The organism is Stenotrophomonas sp. YJH_SMC_57 (genome assembly GCF_059369755.1).
Window position 1 is genome coordinate 223,932 of the sequence record NZ_JCAFSZ010000001.1, and the last position, 16,339, is coordinate 240,270.

The window sequence follows — 16,339 nt, forward strand, 5'->3', positions numbered from 1 at the left end:
CCTACTCCACCAGGAACGTCACCCGCAGGTTGACCCGCCATTCGGTGATCTCGCCGCTGCCGTTGGTGACCACCTTGGTCTCGTTCACCCAGGCGCCCTGGATGCCCTTGACCGTCTCGGAAACCTTCTTCAGCCCGCTGCGCACGGCATCCTCCACGCTCTTCGGCGAGGAGGCGGTGATTTCAATGACCTTGGCGACCGTCATGGCCTGTACTCCGGCTGGCGCGGGAGACCCCGCAGGAATGCCCACCCTGACGTGAAGAACGTAAAGGCCGGGGCACGGAGGTGTTAGCATCAGAGGGCATGAATCCTGCTCCGAACCTGATCCTGATCGGCCCGATGGGCGCCGGCAAAACCTGCATCGGCCGCCGCCTGGCCGAGCGCTTCACGCTGGACTTCGTCGATGTCGACCAGGCCATCGTCGATGCCGCCGGCGCCAGCATCCCCACCATTTTCGAGCATTCGGGCGAAGCCGGCTTCCGCAGCCATGAACGCGAGGCCCTGGCACGCGTGCTGGAAGGCCGCGGCCAGCTGGTCTCCACCGGCGGCGGTGCGGTGCTGGACCCCGGCAACCGTGCGCTGATCGCCCGGCGCGGCTTCGTGGTCTACTTGCGGGTCAGCGTGGCCGCGCAGCTGGACCGCCTGGCCCGCGACAAGGGCCGGCCGCTGCTGCAGCGTCCGGACCGCGAGCAGGTGCTGCACGATCTGGCCGCACACCGCGACCCGCTGTACCGCGAACTGGCCGACCTCACCCTCGATACCGACCCGTATACCGCTGCCGACGCGACCGCCCAGCTGGTGGTCAAGCTGGCCACGCAATGGCAGCGCCAGGACCTGACCGCATGACTTCCCCCGCACTGCTGCAGGTCGCCGTTGGCGGCGACCGCCCCTACACCATCACCATCGGCGCTGGCGCCCAGGCCGACGGCGCCGCGCTGGCCTCGCATGTGCGCGGCCGCCACGTGCTGCTGCTCAGCGACAGTGAAGTCGCGCCGCGCTATCTGGCCTCGGTGAAGCAGACGCTGCTGGCGGCACGCCCCGACCTGATCATCGGCGAGCACGTGCTGGCTGCGGGCGAAGCCTCCAAGACCCTGGCCGAATTCGGCCGCGCCATCGAAGCACTGGCCGCGTTGGGTGCCACCCGCGATGCCTGCGTATTCGCGCTCGGCGGCGGCGTGGTCGGTGACCTCGCCGGTTTCGCGGCGGCGTGCTGGATGCGTGGCGTGGACTGCGTGCAGTTGCCGACCACCCTGCTGGCGATGGTCGACTCGTCGGTGGGCGGCAAGACCGCGGTGGACATTCCGGCCGGCAAGAATCTGGTCGGCGCCTTCCATCCGCCACGCGCGGTGATCGCCGATACCCGCGTGCTGGCCACCCTGCCACCACGCGAACTGCGTGCCGGCCTGGCCGAAGTGGTGAAGTACGGTGCGCTGGGCGATGCCGCCTTCTTCGACTGGCTGCAGCACCATGCCGAGGCGCTGGTCGCTGGCGAAGACGGCGTGCTGTCCGAAGCGATCGCACGCAGCTGCCGGCACAAGGCCGCGATTGTCGAACGCGATCCGTTCGAGAAGGGCGAGCGCGCCCTGCTCAACCTCGGCCACACCTTCGGCCATGCCATCGAGACCGAACAGGGCTACTCGGCCCCGGGCCGTGATGCGCTGAACCACGGCGAAGCGGTGGCAGTGGGCATGGTGCTGGCGGCGAAGCTGTCCACCGACCTGGGCCTGGCCGACGACGCCGATCGCGCGCGCCTGCAGGCACTGCTTGAACGCCTCGGCCTGCCGGTGGCAATTCCGGCCGGGCTGGACCCGCAGGCCCTGCTCGGCCGCATGCGGCTGGACAAGAAGAATGTGGCCGGGCGCCTGCGCCTGGTGCTGTGGCGCGGCATGGGCCGGGCCGAAGTGGTGCCGGACGTGGATGAGGCAGCGGTGCTGAAGGTGCTGTCGGTCCGGTAATGCCGGCCGCTGGTCGGCAATCCTGCCGCGCAACCCGGTAGTGCCGGCCGCTGGCCGGCTTCCACGTTGCTGACGTTGCCGGCCAGCGGCCGGCACTACGGCGTTGCGACAGGGGTCACCCGTGCCCCGCTACAATCAGCGCCATGCACGTCTATCTGCAACATCCCGATGCCGGTGCGCAGGCACCGCGCTTCCTGCGCCTGAGCCTGCAGCCGGACCTGTTCGGCGGTTGGGAACTGCTGCGCGAGAGCGGTCGCATCGGTGGCCGCTCGCAGCTTCGGCGCGAGCTGTTCCTGCAGGCCGATGAAGCACGCCATGCCTTCGAGAAGGCCCGTGATGCCGAACTGCATCGCGGCTTCCAGATCCTTTCGCACGGCGACTGACGCCGCTGCCAACTTTCGCCCAAGGAATGCCCATCGTGACCAGCCCTCTCCGCAACGATCGCCTGCTGCGCGCCCTGCGCCGCGAACCGGTGGACTGCACCCCCGTCTGGCTGATGCGCCAGGCCGGCCGCTACCTGCCGGAGTACCGTGCGACCCGGGCCAAGGCCGGCAGCTTCCTGGCCATGGCCAAGACCCCGGAGATCGCCTGCGAAGTCACTCTGCAGCCGCTGCGCCGCTTCCCGCTGGACGCGGCGATCCTGTTCTCGGACATCCTCACCATTCCCGATGCGATGGGCCTGGAGCTGTATTTCGTCGAAGGCGAAGGCCCGAAATTCCGCCACCCGGTGCGCGATGAAGCCGCCATCGCCAGGCTGGCAGTGCCGGACATGGAACAGGACCTGGGCTATGTGATGGACGCGGTGCGGCTGATCCGCCGCGAGTTGGACGGCCAGGTGCCGCTGATCGGCTTCTCCGGCAGCCCGTGGACGCTGGCCTGCTACATGGTGGAAGGCGGCGGCAGCAAGGACTTCTCGCGCATCAAGGCCATGGCGCTGAACCACCCGCAGGCCCTGCACCGCCTGCTGGAAGTGACCACCGATGCGGTGATCGCCTACCTCGGCGCGCAGCGCGCGGCCGGTGCGCAGGCCCTGCAGGTGTTCGACACCTGGGGCGGCGTGCTGTCGCCGGCGATGTACCGCGAGTTCTCGCTGCGCTACCTGCAGCGGATTGCCCAGGGCCTGGACCGTGGCGAAGGCAGCGAGCGTACGCCGCTGATCCTGTTCGGCAAGGGCACCGGCCTGCACCTGGAAGCGCTGTCGCAGACCGGCGCCGATGCGCTCGGCCTGGACTGGACGCTGGACCTGGACGAGGCCCTGCGCCGCACCGGCGGCCGCGTTGCCCTGCAGGGCAACCTCGACCCGACCACGCTGTACGCCTCGCCCGATGCCATCGCCGCAGCCGCCGCGCGCGTGCTCGACACCTACGCCGCCGGCAACGGCGGTTCGCGCGAGGGCCATGTGTTCAACCTCGGCCACGGCATGTCTCCGGACATGGACCCGGCGCACGTGCAGGTACTGGTCGACGCGGTGCATGCGCACAGCCAGCGCTGAGCATTGCGCAGGCAACCACGGCGCGATGTTGATCGCGCCGTGACCCGCATTGCGCGATCATGGCGTCCCCCACGCTGCACCGGCCGCACGCCATGTCCACATCGTCATCGAACTACACCCGCCACCGCCCCCTGCTGTGGCTGGTGTCGCTGGCGATCTTCATGCAGATGCTGGATTCGACCATCGTCAACACCGCCTTGCCGGCGATGGCTGCCAGCCTGGGCGAAAGCCCGCTGCAGATGCAGTCGGTGGTGTTCAGCTACGCGCTGGCTGTAGCCACCTTCATTCCCGCCTCCGGCTGGATCGCCGACCGCTATGGCACGCGGCGCACCTTCCTGGTGGCGATCATCCTGTTCACTCTCGGTTCGCTGGCCTGCGCGCTGGCCCAGCACCTGCACCAGCTGGTCGGTGCGCGCGTGCTGCAGGGCATCGGCGGCGCGATGCTGCTGCCGGTCGGTCGGCTGGCGGTGATGCGTTCGGTATCGCGCGAGGATTTCCTGCGCGCGATGAGCTTCATCGCCATTCCGGCCCTGATCGGCCCGTTGATCGGCCCGACCCTGGGCGGCTGGCTGGTCGAGATCGCGTCCTGGCACTGGGTGTTCCTGATCAACCTGCCGATCGGCGTGATCGGATTCATCGCCGCGATGAAGATCATGCCTGACCACTACGCCAGCCACCGCACCCGCTTCGACCTGCGCGGCTACGTCATGCTGGCCTTTGCGATGGTGGTGTTGTCGCTGGCGCTGGACGGCATCTCCGGCCTCGGCACCCCGCACGCGCTGGTGATGCTGATGACCGTTGCCGGCCTGGCTGCGCTGGTGGGTTACTGGCTGCATGCCGCCAACTCCACCGCGCCGTTGTTCTCGCTGGCACTGTTCCGCGTGCCCAGCTACCGCATCGGCATCCTTGGCAACCTGTTCTCGCGCATCGGCAGCAGTGCCATGCCGATGCTGATCCCGCTGCTGCTGCAGGTCGGCCTGGGCCTGGGCCCGATGAACGCCGGCCTGATGATGGTGCCCGTCGCTGCGGCGGGCATGGTGTCGAAGAAGCTGGCGGTGAAGCTGGTCGAGCGCTACGGCTACCGCCGCGTGTTGATGATCAACACCGTGCTGGTGGGGCTGGCGATGGCCAGCTTCATCCTGATGACACCGGGCCAGCACCTGGCGTGGCGCCTGCTGCAGCTGGCGTTCTTCGGCGCGGTCAATTCGCTGCAGTTCACCGTGATGAACACCGTGACCCTGCGCGACCTCGACCGCGAGTTCGCCAGCTCCGGCAACAGCCTGCTGTCGATGGTGATGATGCTCGCCGCCGGTTTCGGTGCCGCCGCGGCGGGCAGCCTGCTGGCTGCGTTCGGTACCCACTTGGACAGCAACAGTGCCACCGCCGCGCTGCATGCCACGTTCCTGTGCGTGGGTGCGATCACGCTGACCTCGACGATGATTTTCTGGCAGTTGCCGGACACCAAGCCGGAGCCACGACAGGTCGAGCACGTAGCGGAGTGAGGGGGTCGGCAGGGCCTGCGGCCCTGCACCTGCTGCAGGCAACGGCAACGGCAACGGCCAAAGCGGCATTCCGTGGGGTGGCGGGGCGGTGTCGGGTCGCGGGGACGCCGTGAACCCGTCCTTGGGGGCTTGGCCGCGGCATCCATGCCGCGGACACCCCGCAACCCGACACCGCCCCACCTCTGACAGATTCCGGCGGCTGTGGGTAGGTGTCGACCTTGGTCGACACATCTGTCAGATATCGAAATACATCTGGGGTCAGATCCGACAGATCGCGGAAAACTGTCGAAGGCGGGGTGGGTCCGGTTGCGGGGGCGTGAGCAGCATGGATGCGGCGACCGAGCTTACATGGACGTACTTGCAGCGGCCCCCGCAACCGGACCCACCCCGCCATCCCACGGAATGCACGCTTTTGATGTTGACGTTGATCCGGCGGGTGCAGGGCCGCGGGCCCTGCCGAACCCCTACCTGCCCATCACCCGGGCGATCGCTTCCACCAGCAGTTCCCCGGTCACCGGCTTGCGCAGGAAGCCACCAATACCTGCCGCTTCCACCTGTTGCTGCAGGTCCGGATCGGTACGCGCAGTCACCGCCAGCAGCGGCAGCATGTAGCCCTGGTTGCGCAGGTGCTGGGCCAGCTCGAATCCGCTCAGGCCCGGCAGGTCCAGGTCGAGCAGGCCGACGTCGAAATCGCCGGCACTGATCTCGCGCAGCGCCGCCAGCGCATGACCCGCATGGGTTACCTCATGGCCTCGTGCGCTCAGCAAGCCGCGCACCACGTCGGCCACGGTCGCGTCGTCCTCGACCAGGAGCACCCGCAGCGGCGGCATGTTCGCAGCCTCCTCGCGGTGCGTTCCGCCCTCGGCCTCGGCACTGGCATCAACCACCATCGGCAACGGCAGGGTAACGCCGAAGCAGGTGCCGCGGCCCAGCTGGCTTTCCACCTGGATGCGCCCCTGCATCGCCTGCGCCAGTTCGCGGCAGATCGCCAGGCCCAGGCCGCTACCACCGTACTGTGCGGCGGTACGTGCACCGTCGGCCTGCTCGAAGCGCCGGAACAGGCGCTGCTGCTGTTCCTGGCTGATGCCGGGGCCGGTATCGCGCACCTCGAAATGCAGCGCGCGCAGCTCGCCATCGCTGCGCGCGTGCAGCGTGATGGTGCCACGGCTGGTGAACTTGACCGCGTTCGAGAGCAGGTTGAGCAGGATCTGGCGCACCCGCATCGCATCGCCGGTGGCCTGCAGGCCAGGCGGCAGCTGGTTGTCAAGGGTGAAGCGCAGGCCCTTCTGCGCAGCCAGCGGCCCCATCAGCGCGGCCAGATCCTGCAGCAGGCAGCTCAGCGCGAACGGCTTGTGCTGCAGTTCCAGTCGCCCGGACTCGATCCGTGCCAGGTCCAGTGCATCGTTGACCAGGTGCAGCAGATGCTCACCGGCGTGCCGGATCGACTGCGTGTAACCGCGCTGCTGCGGGTCCAGCGGCGACGCCAGCAGCAGTTCACTCATGCCCAGCACGCCGGTCATCGGCGTGCGGATTTCATGACCGAGGTTGGCCAGGAAGCGGGTCTTGGCGGCCGAAGCCTGCTCGGCCAGTTCCTGCTTGTGCAGCGCCAGCTGGTAGGCATGACGACGCTGCAGGCGACGCCGGTACAACCAGGCGAACCAGCTGGTCAGCAACAACGCGATGGACGCCAGCACCAGCAGGCCAGACAGGCTGCGCCACCACGGCGGCTGCACACGGAACTCCAGGCTCTGCACCCGCGACCAGACATGGTCGGCCGAGCGTGCCTGCACTTCCAGCCGATAACTGCCCGGGGGCAGGCGCGAGAACAGGCGCTCACCGGCCGGTCCGACTTCGACCCAATCCGGATCGTAGCCGGCCAGGCGGTAGCGGTACGTATTGGAAGCCGAATCGGCGAACGACAGCAGCCGCGCGACGATGCGCAGGTCGCGATCGCCATCGGCGATCTGCAGCGGTGCGTCATGGGTCAGGTCGAGCACCTGCTCGTTGCGGCGCACCTCGACCCGTTCGATCACCAATGGCGCACGCCGCACCGACGGCCGTACCTGTTCCGGATCGAACACCACCACGCCGGCCGGCGTTCCGGCCACCAGGTGGCCGTCACCCGACATCACCAGGGTGTGCTCGCGGAATTCCTGGCTGGGCAGGCCATCGTGCACCCCATACAGGCGCACGCTCTGGCCGTCGGTGCCGATGCGGACCAGGCCGCGCGCACTGGTGGCCCACGCGACGCCCTGCGCGTCCACCACCAGCCCGGACGCGGAGATCGCCGGATAGCCCTGCTCGGCGCCGACCACCGCCTGCCTCTCCAGCCGCCCCTGGCTCCAGCGATAGCGCGACAGCCGGCCATCCTCGGACAGCCACACCTGGCCATCGCGGCCCACATGCAGCGCGTGGATCGCGGTCGCCGGAGCGCCCGGCACCGGCTGGAAGCGCTCGCTTTCCGGCAACCACTGCAGCAGGCCACGGCTGCTGGCCAGCCAGATGTGATCCTGTGGCCCGCATTCCACATCCAGGTTGAGCTGGCCCTGCTGCAGGCCACGCTGGCCGTTGTCCAGCTGGCGACGCAGGCGCCCGTCCAGGTCGCGCTGCTGCAGGCCGGATGACAGCATCAGCCACAGGCTGTCGCCATCGCAGGTCATCATCGATTCGATGACCCCTTCCATGGTGGCATCGGCACCGGCATCACGCCCCCAGCGGCGCAGATCGCGCAGCTTCGGGTCATAACGCAGCAGTGCATCGTTGGAACCAATCCAGACCTGCCCGCGCCGATCCTCGCGCACCGAGCTCAGCCAGTGCATGCCATTGACCCAGGTGCGGTGCTGTTCGACCTTGCCGGTCTTCGGATCGAAGCGGTCCAGCGCACCATGGCTGCCGACCGTCCAGATGCCACCATTGCTGGACGGGCTGGTACCCAGGACGAAGGCGTTGCGCAGCGAGCTGGGGTCGTCCTCCAGCCGTGACAGCACCGAGAACTGCCACCAGCGGGGCAGCAGGTGCCACAGCCCGGCGTTGGTACTGGCCAGCCAGATTCCGCCCTCGCGGTCCTCGTAGGCGCCAGTCCAGTTCGGCCGTACCGGGCCACGCGCCACCGCGCTGTACAACGGCACGGCCTGGTACTGGCCATCGACCGCACGGCCGAGGCCGGTCCGGGTGTCCAGCCAGTAGCCGCCCTGTTCGTCGCGCAGCATCATGCCCAGCACCTGCTCCCCTCGCGGAAGCTTCCACGGCGGCGTCTCGAAGCGACCGTCGGGGCGGCGCACGGTGGCACCGGCCATCGTGCTGATCCACAGGCTGCCGTCGGGCTCGGCGGTCAGGCCATTGATCAGCAGGCTGGGGATGACGTCGGTGCCGACACGTTCGAAGTCGGTTCCGGTCCAGCGCGCTACGCCATGCTTGGTACCGATCCACAAGCTGCCGTCGGCCAGGGTTGCCAGATACGGAACCGATGCGGCCGGCAGGCTGCGCGGATTGTTGGCCTCCGGCAGGAAGCGCTGCAGCCGATCCTGGTTGTCCAGCCGGTACAGCCCTCCCTCGTGGGTGCCGAACCAGACCGAACCATCCGGCGTGGCCGCCAGGCTCCAGACCGTATTGGTTCCCATCAACGGCTGGCTGCTGCGGTCGTAGAAGTGCAGCTGGCGGCGGTCGGCCGACATCCGCACCAGGCCGGCATTCTCGGTCCCGATCCAGAGCTGGTTGCGCGCATCGACCAGCACCGACCAGATCCGGTTGTCGCGCAATCCATCTTCCGAACGCCAGATCCGGTAGTTGCGCCCGTCGTAGCGTGCCAGACCGTCGTTGGTGGCAATCCACAGGTAGCCGTAACGGTCTTCGGCCATGCGGTTGACGGTATTGGACGGCAGGCCGTCAAACACCGTCACCTGGCGCGGACTCGGTGGCACGGGCTGTGCGGCAGCGGGTGACAGGCAGCACAGGAGGATCAGCAGCAGCATGGCCGCCCGCAGATACGCCACCGATTGCCTCCTCACGCTGTCCTGATGATTCCCGCGCCGCGGGCGTCGGCATGGTAAACCGAAAGTCGCGTCGTTCACGCCTGGCGCCGACGCTTTCAGGGCATGTCCTGTCGCTTGGCGCGAGCTTGAACGATCGCCGCCACCAGCATGTCGCCAGTGACCGGCTTGCGCAGGAAACCATCGAACCCGGCGGCGAGGACCTGCGACTCGGCATAGGCATCGGAACGCGCCGTCACCGCCACCAGCGGCAGCTCATAGCCCAGCGCACGCAGCTGGCGGGCGATCGCGGTGCCATCCAATGCCGGCAGATCGAGGTCGAGCAGGCCAACATCGAAGCCGTCGGTGGCGATCTCGGACAAGGCCCCCAGGCCGTGCAGCACGTGCACGACCTCATGCCCCCGGCTGCGCAACAGGCCGGCGATGACCTCGGCCACGGTGGCATCGTCCTCCACCAGCAGGATGCGCAGCGGCGGCAGTACCGGCAACGCCGAAACTTCACCTGCTGCGGCGGCCACCTGCCGCGTCCAGGGCAGCGGCAACCGTACCCTGAAGCGCGCGCCCTTGCCCGGCGAGCTCTCCACGTCGATGCGCCCGCCCATCGCCACCGCCAGCTCCTGGCAGATCGCAAGGCCCAGCCCGCTGCCGCCATAGCGCGACGCCGTGCGCGGGCCATCAGCCTGCTCGAAACGGTGGAACAAGCGTTCCTGCTGCTCTGCGTTGATGCCCGGCCCGCTGTCGTACACCTCGAAACAGACGCCCCCGCCGTTGTCCTCCAGGCGCACGGCCAGGCCGACATGGCCGCGCTCGGTGAACTTGATCGCGTTGCCCAGCAGGTTGAGCAGGATCTGGCGCACCCGCATCTCGTCACCGCTGACGCTGATCGGACCCTGCGGGTCATTGCCACGCTGGAAATCCAGCCCGCGCTGCCTGGCCATGGGCTGCATCAGCAGCTGTACCTGGTCGAGCAGGCCGGCCAGATCGAACGGACGCAGGTCCAGCTCCAGCCGTCCGGCCTCGATGCGGGCGAGGTCCAGCGCATCATTGACCAGCCGCAACAGATGGCTTCCGGCCTGCTGGATCGAGCCGGCATAGCTGCGCTGCACCGGGTCCAGCGGCGTGGCCAGCAGCAGCTCGCTCATGCCAAGCACACCGGTCATCGGCGTGCGCACCTCATGACCCAGCGTGGCCAGGAAGCGGCTCTTGGCCTGCGAAGCCTGCTCGGCCAGTTCCTGCTTGTGCACGGTCAACTGCCATTGCTGGCGGCGACGCAGGCGGACCCTGATCGACCAGGCCAGGGTGAGCAGCAGCAGTGAACCGATCAGGATATAGCCGAAGATCGCCATGCCGCTGCGCCACCACGGCGGCAGCACCTTCACCTTCAACTGCTGCGAGGCCGTCCATGCACCGTTGGCGGTGGCCGCCTGCACTTCGATGACGTAGCTGCCAGTGGGCAGCCGGGACAACGTACGCTGGCCATCCCCGCCCTGCTCCACCCAGTCCTGGTCATAGCCGCGCACCCGGAAGCGGTAGCGGTTGCCCTGCGGATTGGCATACGACAGCAAGCGTGCGTCGATCTGCAGGTCACGATCATCCGGCCCCAGCAACAGCGTGCCGGTGTCCGGCAGGCGTTGCCAGCCGCGCGCATCATCGCGGCGCACGCGCACCTCGGCAATCACCAGCGACGACGCGGGCAGTGCGACGTCAACGGCATTCACATCGAACGCGACCAGGCCGGTCTGGGCCACGGCGAGGACGCGGCCATCGGCGTTCACTGCCGGCGGCCGGCTGGTGAACTCGGCATCGGACAGGCCATCGCGTTCATTGAACAGTTGCAGCCGTCGCGCCTTGGGATCCCAGCGCAACAGACCGCGCGGCGTGGTCGCCCACACCCGGCCGTCGTCGGCCAGCGCCAGGCCGCCCATGCTGACCGGCGGCACGCCGGCACTTCCATCAACGCGCTGGATCAGGCGCAGGCTCATGCCATCCCACTGGTAGCGTTCGAGCGCGCCCTGCCGGGCCAGCCACAGCTGCTGCGGGTCGACCCACACCAGATCGAAGATCAGCCCGCTGGAAACGCCCGGCACCGCCTCGAAGCGCCCCGCCTGCTCGCGCCAGATGCCCATCTCACCCATGACCCACGCCTTGCCATGGGCATCGAAGCGGATCTGCTCGATCGGTGAATCGGCCGCCTTGCGGAAATCGTCCAGCGGATAGCTGCGCAACACGCGGCCATCGGCACTGCGCTGCTGCAGGCCCAGGTTCATCACCGACAGCCAGACCGTGCCATCGGGAGCCTGCCGCATCAGATCGATGCGCTGGCGCAGGTCGGCGCCACCGTCAATCCGCCAATCCTGCAGCGCGCGGCTGGCCGGGTCGTACACGCTGATGCGGCCAGCACGGCCCAGCCACAGACGCCCATCCGGCCGCGGCAGCACCGACCACACCGCGCCACTGCCGATCTCGCGGTCGCTGGCCAGCAGGCGCAGCGTGCCGTGCGCATCCAGCTGGTACACGCCATGTGCCGAGCCTACGTAATACGCCTGGCCGTCGCTGGCCGCGCTCAGCAGATATTGGCTGTCCAACGGCTTGCCATCGAGCTGGTTCCAGATCGAGAAACGGCGCCAGTCCGGCGGCAGGTAGGCCAGACCCTGGGTCAGCAGCGCCACCCACAATCCACCCTCGTGGTCCTGCAGCAGATCGAGCACCCCGCTCTGGGCGGTGAGGAAACCACTGCCACGGTCGCCGCCGAGCCGCCACAACGCGCTGGCATCTCCGCGCAGCAGACCGTCGGACGTACCCGCCCAGTAGCCGCCCTGGCGATCGGCCAGCACCAGTGCCGAACGCAGGCGGGCACTGTCGGCCCAACGCGGGCGACTGACCCGGTCCTGCGCATCGATGCGATAGAGACCGTCGTTCTGGCTGCCGATCCAGATCGAGCCATCCGGATCGCGGCTCATCCGCAGCACGCTCAACGTGCCCAGCTCCCGCGCCGCCACCGGCTCGAATCCATGGCCGTTCCAGCGTGCCACGCCGGCCTCGGTGCCGATCCACAGGCGCCCGCGCGCATCGACCAGGCTGCTGTAGATGGTGTTGCTGGGCAGGCCGTCCGCGCGCGCAGGATCATGCTTGAAGAAGCGCAGGCTGCCGTCCTCTCCAAACCGGCAGACCCCTTGGCTGCTGGTACCGATCCACAAGGCGTTCTCGGCGTAGGCCAGCGTCCAGAACTGGCCCAGGCACGGGCCGTTCACTGCATCGAAGGTGCTGAAGTGCTCCCGGTCGGCATCCAGGCGCGCCAGCCCCTTGCCGTTGATGCCCACCCATACGCGGTCCAGCGGATCGACCAGCAGCGTCTCGATCTCATTGCCCGGCAGCGAGCCCGGCTGTTCCGGATCATGCTCCCAGACCCGCAGGCTGGCACCGTCGTAACGCACCAGGCCGCCATCGGTGGCAGCCCAGACATGGCCCTGGCGATCCTCGGCCAGCGCCAGCACCATGCGCGAGGGCATGCCTTCGGCCGCGCCGAAACGGCGCAGGCGCGGTGTTTCCGCCATATCCAGGGGCGCAGCCACTGCGGCGAACGCCATCAGCAGCAGTCCCATTCCCGCGATGCCCCGCCACCACAGGCGCCAGCCGCTCTTCATCCTGAACCCCCTGTCCAAGCCTGATTGTCACACAGGCCCGCGTTCATGACTGCAACAGCCTGTTTCCACGGGCAATGGCACCACGAACTGTTGCAGCCATGCACGCATCGTTGGCAGGGGCCTGTGCGTATGATCGCAACGTCCCCCTTCCGGAGCCCGCCATCGATGCGTCCCTGCCTGGCCCTGCTGCCGATGCTGCTCGCCACCGCCCCCGCCTGGGCGGATGCGGACACCTACCGCCTCGATCCGGTGCATACGCGGGTGTTGTTCAGCATCGACCACGCGGGTTACTCGCAGGCCATGGGCACGGTCTCGGGCAGTGAAGGCCGCCTGCAGTTCGATCCCGACAACTGGCGCGAAGCCACGCTGGACGTCGAGGTGCCCGTGTCGCGATTGGACCTCGGCGACGCCAAGTGGAACCAGGCCACGCTGGCCCGCAGCCTGCTCGACGGCGAACGATTCCCGAACGCCCGATTCGTCTCCAGCCGGGTCGAGCCCATCGATGCCAAGCGTGCCCACGTGATCGGCACGCTTACCCTGCGCGGGGTCAGCCAGGAGGTCACGCTGGAGGTGACCCTCAATGCCATCAAGCGCTATCCGCTTCCCCCATTTCGACGCACCGCCGGTTTTTCCGCCAGCACCACGCTGAGCCGGCGCGCGTTCGGCATCACCGCCTGGCCGGGCGTCATCGGTGATGCAGTACAGCTGAGGATCGAGGCTGAAGCCACTCTCGACCGCAGCGACGCCCCGGGAACTCCCGCTCCCGTTCCGCACTCCGACCCCAAGACGGCCCGCTAGAGGACCTTTCATGACCGCCAAGAACACCCCCGCCGCCTGGGGGAGTGTCAGCCAGATCCTGCATTGGTTGATCGCACTGCTGATCCTCGCCCTGGGCGTGGTCGGCCTGACCATGGGTGAATTGCCCAAGACCCCGAAGTATTTCTGGGTCTACACCGCGCACAAGTCGATCGGCATCACCGTGCTGGCGCTGGTGCTGTTCCGCCTCGGCTGGCGCCTGTATGCCGGCGCGCCCAAGCCGGTGCCGGGTGTGCCCAGCTGGCAGGAGCGCATCGCCAGTGCGACCCACGTGCTGTTGTATGTGCTGATGTTCGCCATTCCGCTGTCGGGCTGGCTGTACGACTCGGCCAGTGGCCTGCGCCCGTTCCGCTGGTTCGGGCTGGTTGACGTACCCAAGCTGAGCGGCCCCGACCCGCAGGTCGTCGCGGTGTCCCATGCCATCCACGAATACGGCTTCTGGCTGTTGATCGCAGTGGTGCTGGCCCATGCCGGCGCTGCTTTCTACCACCACCTGTTCCAGCGCGATGCGACGTTGTCCCGCATGTTGCCGCGCGGCTGGCTCGCCTCCCCTCAGAAGGACTGACCGATGACCCTGAAACTGACCACCCCGGCCGCCGTGGCCGCCGCCCTGGCCGGCATGCTGGCCACTGCCCCGGTGCTCGCCGCCGACTACGCGCAGGCCCCCGGTGCCGGTTCGATCCTGGTGTTTGCCACCAAGTACGACGGTGAAGTGTTCACTGGCAGCTTCCCGGGCTTCGCCACCAAGCTCAGCTTCGATCCGGCCAACCCGGCCGCCGGCTCGCTGGACGTGGTGATCCCGCTGGCCGGTGCCAAGAGCGGCAACAGCGACCGCGACTCGACCCTGCAGACCGCCGACTTCTTCAACGTCGGCAAGTTCGCCACCGCACGCTATACCGCCAAGGGCTTCCGCGCGGTGGGCAACGACCAGTTCGCCGCCGATGGCACGCTGGAACTGCGCGGCGTCAGCAAGCCGGTCACCCTCACCTTCACCTGGAAGCCGGGCACCCAGCCGGTGCTGACCGGCAAGGCCACCGTGAAGCGCCTGGACTTCGGCGTGGGCGGCGGTGACTGGGCCGACACCAAGACCATCCCCGACGAAACCGCGATCAGCACGATCGTGAAGTTCAACGCGAAGTAAGACGATCCCGGTAGTGCCGGGCGCTGCCCGGCATTAACGGATATCGGGTGGTTGCCGGCCAGCGGCCGGCACTACCTGATCGCATTCGGCCAGCCAGGCCTGCACGGTGGCCGCATCGAACGGCCAGTCCAGCTCGCGCTGCCTTGCCTCGTCGCGCAGCACCGGTACCCGCGCGCCATAGCGCGTCTCCAGCGCAGGCTGGTCGTCCAGGAACACCGACTCGAACTCCGGTGCCCGCGCCTTGGCCAGTTCGGCCAGGGCCAGGTCGCACAGGTGGCAATCGTCACGCTGGATCAGGGTCAACACCGGTTCGGCTCCCGTGGCGGAAATGCTGCGCCGCAGCCATCGGATGGCCCGGCAAGCCGCTAGAATAGCGGCTTGTCCGGTACCCGCAGTTTGGCATCCATGGCTGTCAGCACGTTCGACGTTTTCAAGATCGGCATTGGTCCGAGTTCCTCGCACACCGTCGGGCCGATGAAGGCCGCCGAGCGATTCATCCATCGCTGGCTGCTCGATCCGGGCCGCCTGCACGAGGTCGCACGCATCCGCGCCGATGTCTATGGCTCACTGGCGCTGACCGGCCGTGGCCATGGCACCGACAAGGCGATCCTGCTCGGCCTGGAAGGCCAGCGGCCGAACCTGATCGACCCGGACATCATTCCGGCCACCCTGGAGCGCATCCGCAGCAGCAAGCGCATCCAGCTGATGGGCCAGCACGAGATCGCCTTCGACGAGAAGCGCGACCTCGGCATGAACAAGCGCCAGAAGCTGCCGTACCACACCAACGGCATGCGCTTCACTGCGTACAACGCCGACGACGAAGTGATCGCCACCCGCGACTACTACTCCGTTGGCGGCGGTTTCGTGGTCAACCAGGACGACGCGGCCGATGACCGCATCGTGCCCGACGAGACGCCGCTGCCCTACCCGTTCAAGAGCGGCGACGAGCTGCTGGCGCAGACCGCGCGCAGCGGCCTGAGCATCGCCCAGCTGATGTTCGAGAACGAGAAGTGCTGGCGCAGCGAGGACGAGATCCGCGCCCAGCTGCGCGAGATCTGGAGCGCGATGCAGTCGTGCGTGACGCGCGGCATCCGTGAGGAAGGCGTGCTGCCGGGTGGCCTGAAGGTGGGCCGTCGCGCACCGGCGCTGTACCGCGAACTGTCGTCGAAGCCGGAAGCAGCAATGCGCGACCCGCTGACCACGCTGGACTGGGTCAATCTGTACGCGCTGGCAGTGAATGAGGAAAACGCCGCCGGTGGCCGTGTGGTCACCGCGCCGACCAACGGTGCCGCCGGCGTGCTGCCTGCAGTGCTGCACTACTTCGACCGCTTCTGCCCCGGCGCCAACGAGCAGCGCGTGTTCGACTTCCTGCTGACCTCGGCGGCGATTGGCATCCTGTACAAGGAGAACGCCTCGATTTCCGGTGCCGAAGTGGGCTGCCAGGGCGAAGTGGGCGTGGCCTGCTCGATGGCGGCCGGCGGCCTGGTCGCGGCGCTGGGCGGTAACCCGAGCCAGATCGAGAACGCCGCGGAAATCGGCATGGAACACAATCTGGGCCTGACCTGCGATCCGATCGGCGGCCTGGTGCAGATTCCGTGCATCGAACGCAACGCGATGGGCGCGGTGAAGGCAATCAACGCCTCGCGCATGGCCATGCGTGGCGACGGCAAGCACAAGGTATCGCTGGACAAGGTGATCAAGACCATGCGCGATACCGGCCGCGACATGCAGGACAAGTACAAGGAAACCAGCCGCGGTGGCCTGGCGGTGAACGTCATCGAGTGTTGAGGTGTAGAGCCG

At 68.0% G+C, this 16,339-nt stretch carries 13 protein-coding genes; 9 read left to right on the top strand and 4 right to left on the bottom strand.

Annotated elements, in window-relative coordinates:
• Position 1 precedes the first annotated feature (1 nt).
• Entirely contained in the window at positions 2-205 is a 204-nt protein-coding gene (locus tag AC5P7U_RS00990; protein WP_005410663.1) for a dodecin family protein, read from the bottom strand.
• Positions 206-303: 98 nt separating this feature from the next.
• On the opposite strand from AC5P7U_RS00990, the gene AC5P7U_RS00995 reads away from it, so the two are divergent.
• The 5 genes from AC5P7U_RS00995 (at position 304) to mdtD (ending at position 4,949) form a co-directional block, all read left to right on the top strand.
• The gene (locus tag AC5P7U_RS00995) at positions 304-846 is read left to right on the top strand and encodes a shikimate kinase (protein ID WP_053512073.1); all 543 of its coding nucleotides are present in this window, start codon (positions 304-306) and stop codon (positions 844-846) included.
• Positions 843-1,955, top strand: coding sequence for a 3-dehydroquinate synthase (gene aroB / locus AC5P7U_RS01000; RefSeq protein WP_006463692.1), 1,113 nt, complete (start codon positions 843-845; stop codon positions 1,953-1,955). Before AC5P7U_RS00995 ends, aroB begins: the two co-directional genes overlap by 4 nt.
• A 143-nt stretch (positions 1,956-2,098) precedes the next feature.
• The gene (locus tag AC5P7U_RS01005) at positions 2,099-2,338 is read left to right on the top strand and encodes a WGR domain-containing protein (RefSeq protein WP_006463695.1); all 240 of its coding nucleotides are present in this window, start codon (positions 2,099-2,101) and stop codon (positions 2,336-2,338) included.
• Positions 2,339-2,364: 26 nt separating this feature from the next.
• A complete protein-coding gene (gene hemE / locus AC5P7U_RS01010) occupies positions 2,365-3,447 on the top strand; it encodes a uroporphyrinogen decarboxylase (protein ID WP_495220726.1) in 1,083 nt (360 codons plus the stop codon).
• A 92-nt stretch (positions 3,448-3,539) separates the two neighbouring features.
• Entirely contained in the window at positions 3,540-4,949 is a 1,410-nt protein-coding gene (mdtD, locus tag AC5P7U_RS01015; RefSeq protein ID WP_495220727.1) for a multidrug transporter subunit MdtD, read from the top strand.
• A gap of 464 nt (positions 4,950-5,413) precedes the next feature.
• Here the strand turns inward: mdtD and AC5P7U_RS01020 are convergent, their stop codons facing one another.
• Positions 5,414-8,941, bottom strand: a complete 3,528-nt coding sequence (locus tag AC5P7U_RS01020) for a hybrid sensor histidine kinase/response regulator (RefSeq protein WP_308309432.1) — start codon at positions 8,939-8,941, stop codon at positions 5,414-5,416.
• Between the two features lie 95 nt (positions 8,942-9,036).
• Positions 9,037-12,582 carry an ATP-binding protein gene (locus AC5P7U_RS01025; protein ID WP_197564541.1) on the bottom strand — a complete coding sequence of 1,182 codons (3,546 nt, stop codon included), beginning with the start codon at positions 12,580-12,582 and terminating at the stop codon, positions 9,037-9,039.
• 165 nt (positions 12,583-12,747) lie between these two features.
• On the opposite strand from AC5P7U_RS01025, the gene AC5P7U_RS01030 reads away from it, so the two are divergent.
• From AC5P7U_RS01030 to AC5P7U_RS01040, 3 genes are read left to right on the top strand one after another with little or no spacing between them, the layout of a single operon-like run.
• A complete protein-coding gene (locus AC5P7U_RS01030; RefSeq protein ID WP_006463931.1) occupies positions 12,748-13,380 on the top strand; it encodes a YceI family protein in 633 nt (210 codons plus the stop codon).
• 10 nt (positions 13,381-13,390) lie between these two features.
• Positions 13,391-13,963, top strand: a complete 573-nt coding sequence (locus tag AC5P7U_RS01035; RefSeq protein WP_005410672.1) for a cytochrome b — start codon at positions 13,391-13,393, stop codon at positions 13,961-13,963.
• A gap of 3 nt (positions 13,964-13,966) precedes the next feature.
• The gene (locus tag AC5P7U_RS01040) at positions 13,967-14,539 is read left to right on the top strand and encodes a YceI family protein (protein WP_008268387.1); all 573 of its coding nucleotides are present in this window, start codon (positions 13,967-13,969) and stop codon (positions 14,537-14,539) included.
• A gap of 33 nt (positions 14,540-14,572) precedes the next feature.
• Here AC5P7U_RS01040 and AC5P7U_RS01045 read toward each other — a convergent pair whose 3' ends face one another.
• A complete protein-coding gene (locus AC5P7U_RS01045) occupies positions 14,573-14,845 on the bottom strand; it encodes a glutaredoxin family protein (protein WP_006463935.1) in 273 nt (90 codons plus the stop codon).
• Between the two features lie 99 nt (positions 14,846-14,944).
• Between AC5P7U_RS01045 and AC5P7U_RS01050 the strand changes: the two genes are divergently transcribed.
• Entirely contained in the window at positions 14,945-16,327 is a 1,383-nt protein-coding gene (locus tag AC5P7U_RS01050; protein ID WP_006464040.1) for an L-serine ammonia-lyase, read from the top strand.
• The last annotated feature ends 12 nt before the right edge of the window (positions 16,328-16,339 follow it).

Coding starts and splice junctions, on each gene's coding strand:
- AC5P7U_RS00990 (WP_005410663.1), bottom strand. CDS start 205: ATGACGGTCGCCAAGGTCATTGAAATCACCGCCTCCTCGCCGAAGAGC.
- AC5P7U_RS00995 (WP_053512073.1), top strand. CDS start 304: ATGAATCCTGCTCCGAACCTGATCCTGATCGGCCCGATGGGCGCCGGC.
- aroB (WP_006463692.1), top strand. CDS start 843: ATGACTTCCCCCGCACTGCTGCAGGTCGCCGTTGGCGGCGACCGCCCC.
- AC5P7U_RS01005 (WP_006463695.1), top strand. CDS start 2,099: ATGCACGTCTATCTGCAACATCCCGATGCCGGTGCGCAGGCACCGCGC.
- hemE (WP_495220726.1), top strand. CDS start 2,365: ATGCCCATCGTGACCAGCCCTCTCCGCAACGATCGCCTGCTGCGCGCC.
- mdtD (WP_495220727.1), top strand. CDS start 3,540: ATGTCCACATCGTCATCGAACTACACCCGCCACCGCCCCCTGCTGTGG.
- AC5P7U_RS01025 (WP_197564541.1), bottom strand. CDS start 12,582: ATGAAGAGCGGCTGGCGCCTGTGGTGGCGGGGCATCGCGGGAATGGGA.
- AC5P7U_RS01030 (WP_006463931.1), top strand. CDS start 12,748: ATGCGTCCCTGCCTGGCCCTGCTGCCGATGCTGCTCGCCACCGCCCCC.
- AC5P7U_RS01035 (WP_005410672.1), top strand. CDS start 13,391: ATGACCGCCAAGAACACCCCCGCCGCCTGGGGGAGTGTCAGCCAGATC.
- AC5P7U_RS01040 (WP_008268387.1), top strand. CDS start 13,967: ATGACCCTGAAACTGACCACCCCGGCCGCCGTGGCCGCCGCCCTGGCC.
- AC5P7U_RS01050 (WP_006464040.1), top strand. CDS start 14,945: ATGGCTGTCAGCACGTTCGACGTTTTCAAGATCGGCATTGGTCCGAGT.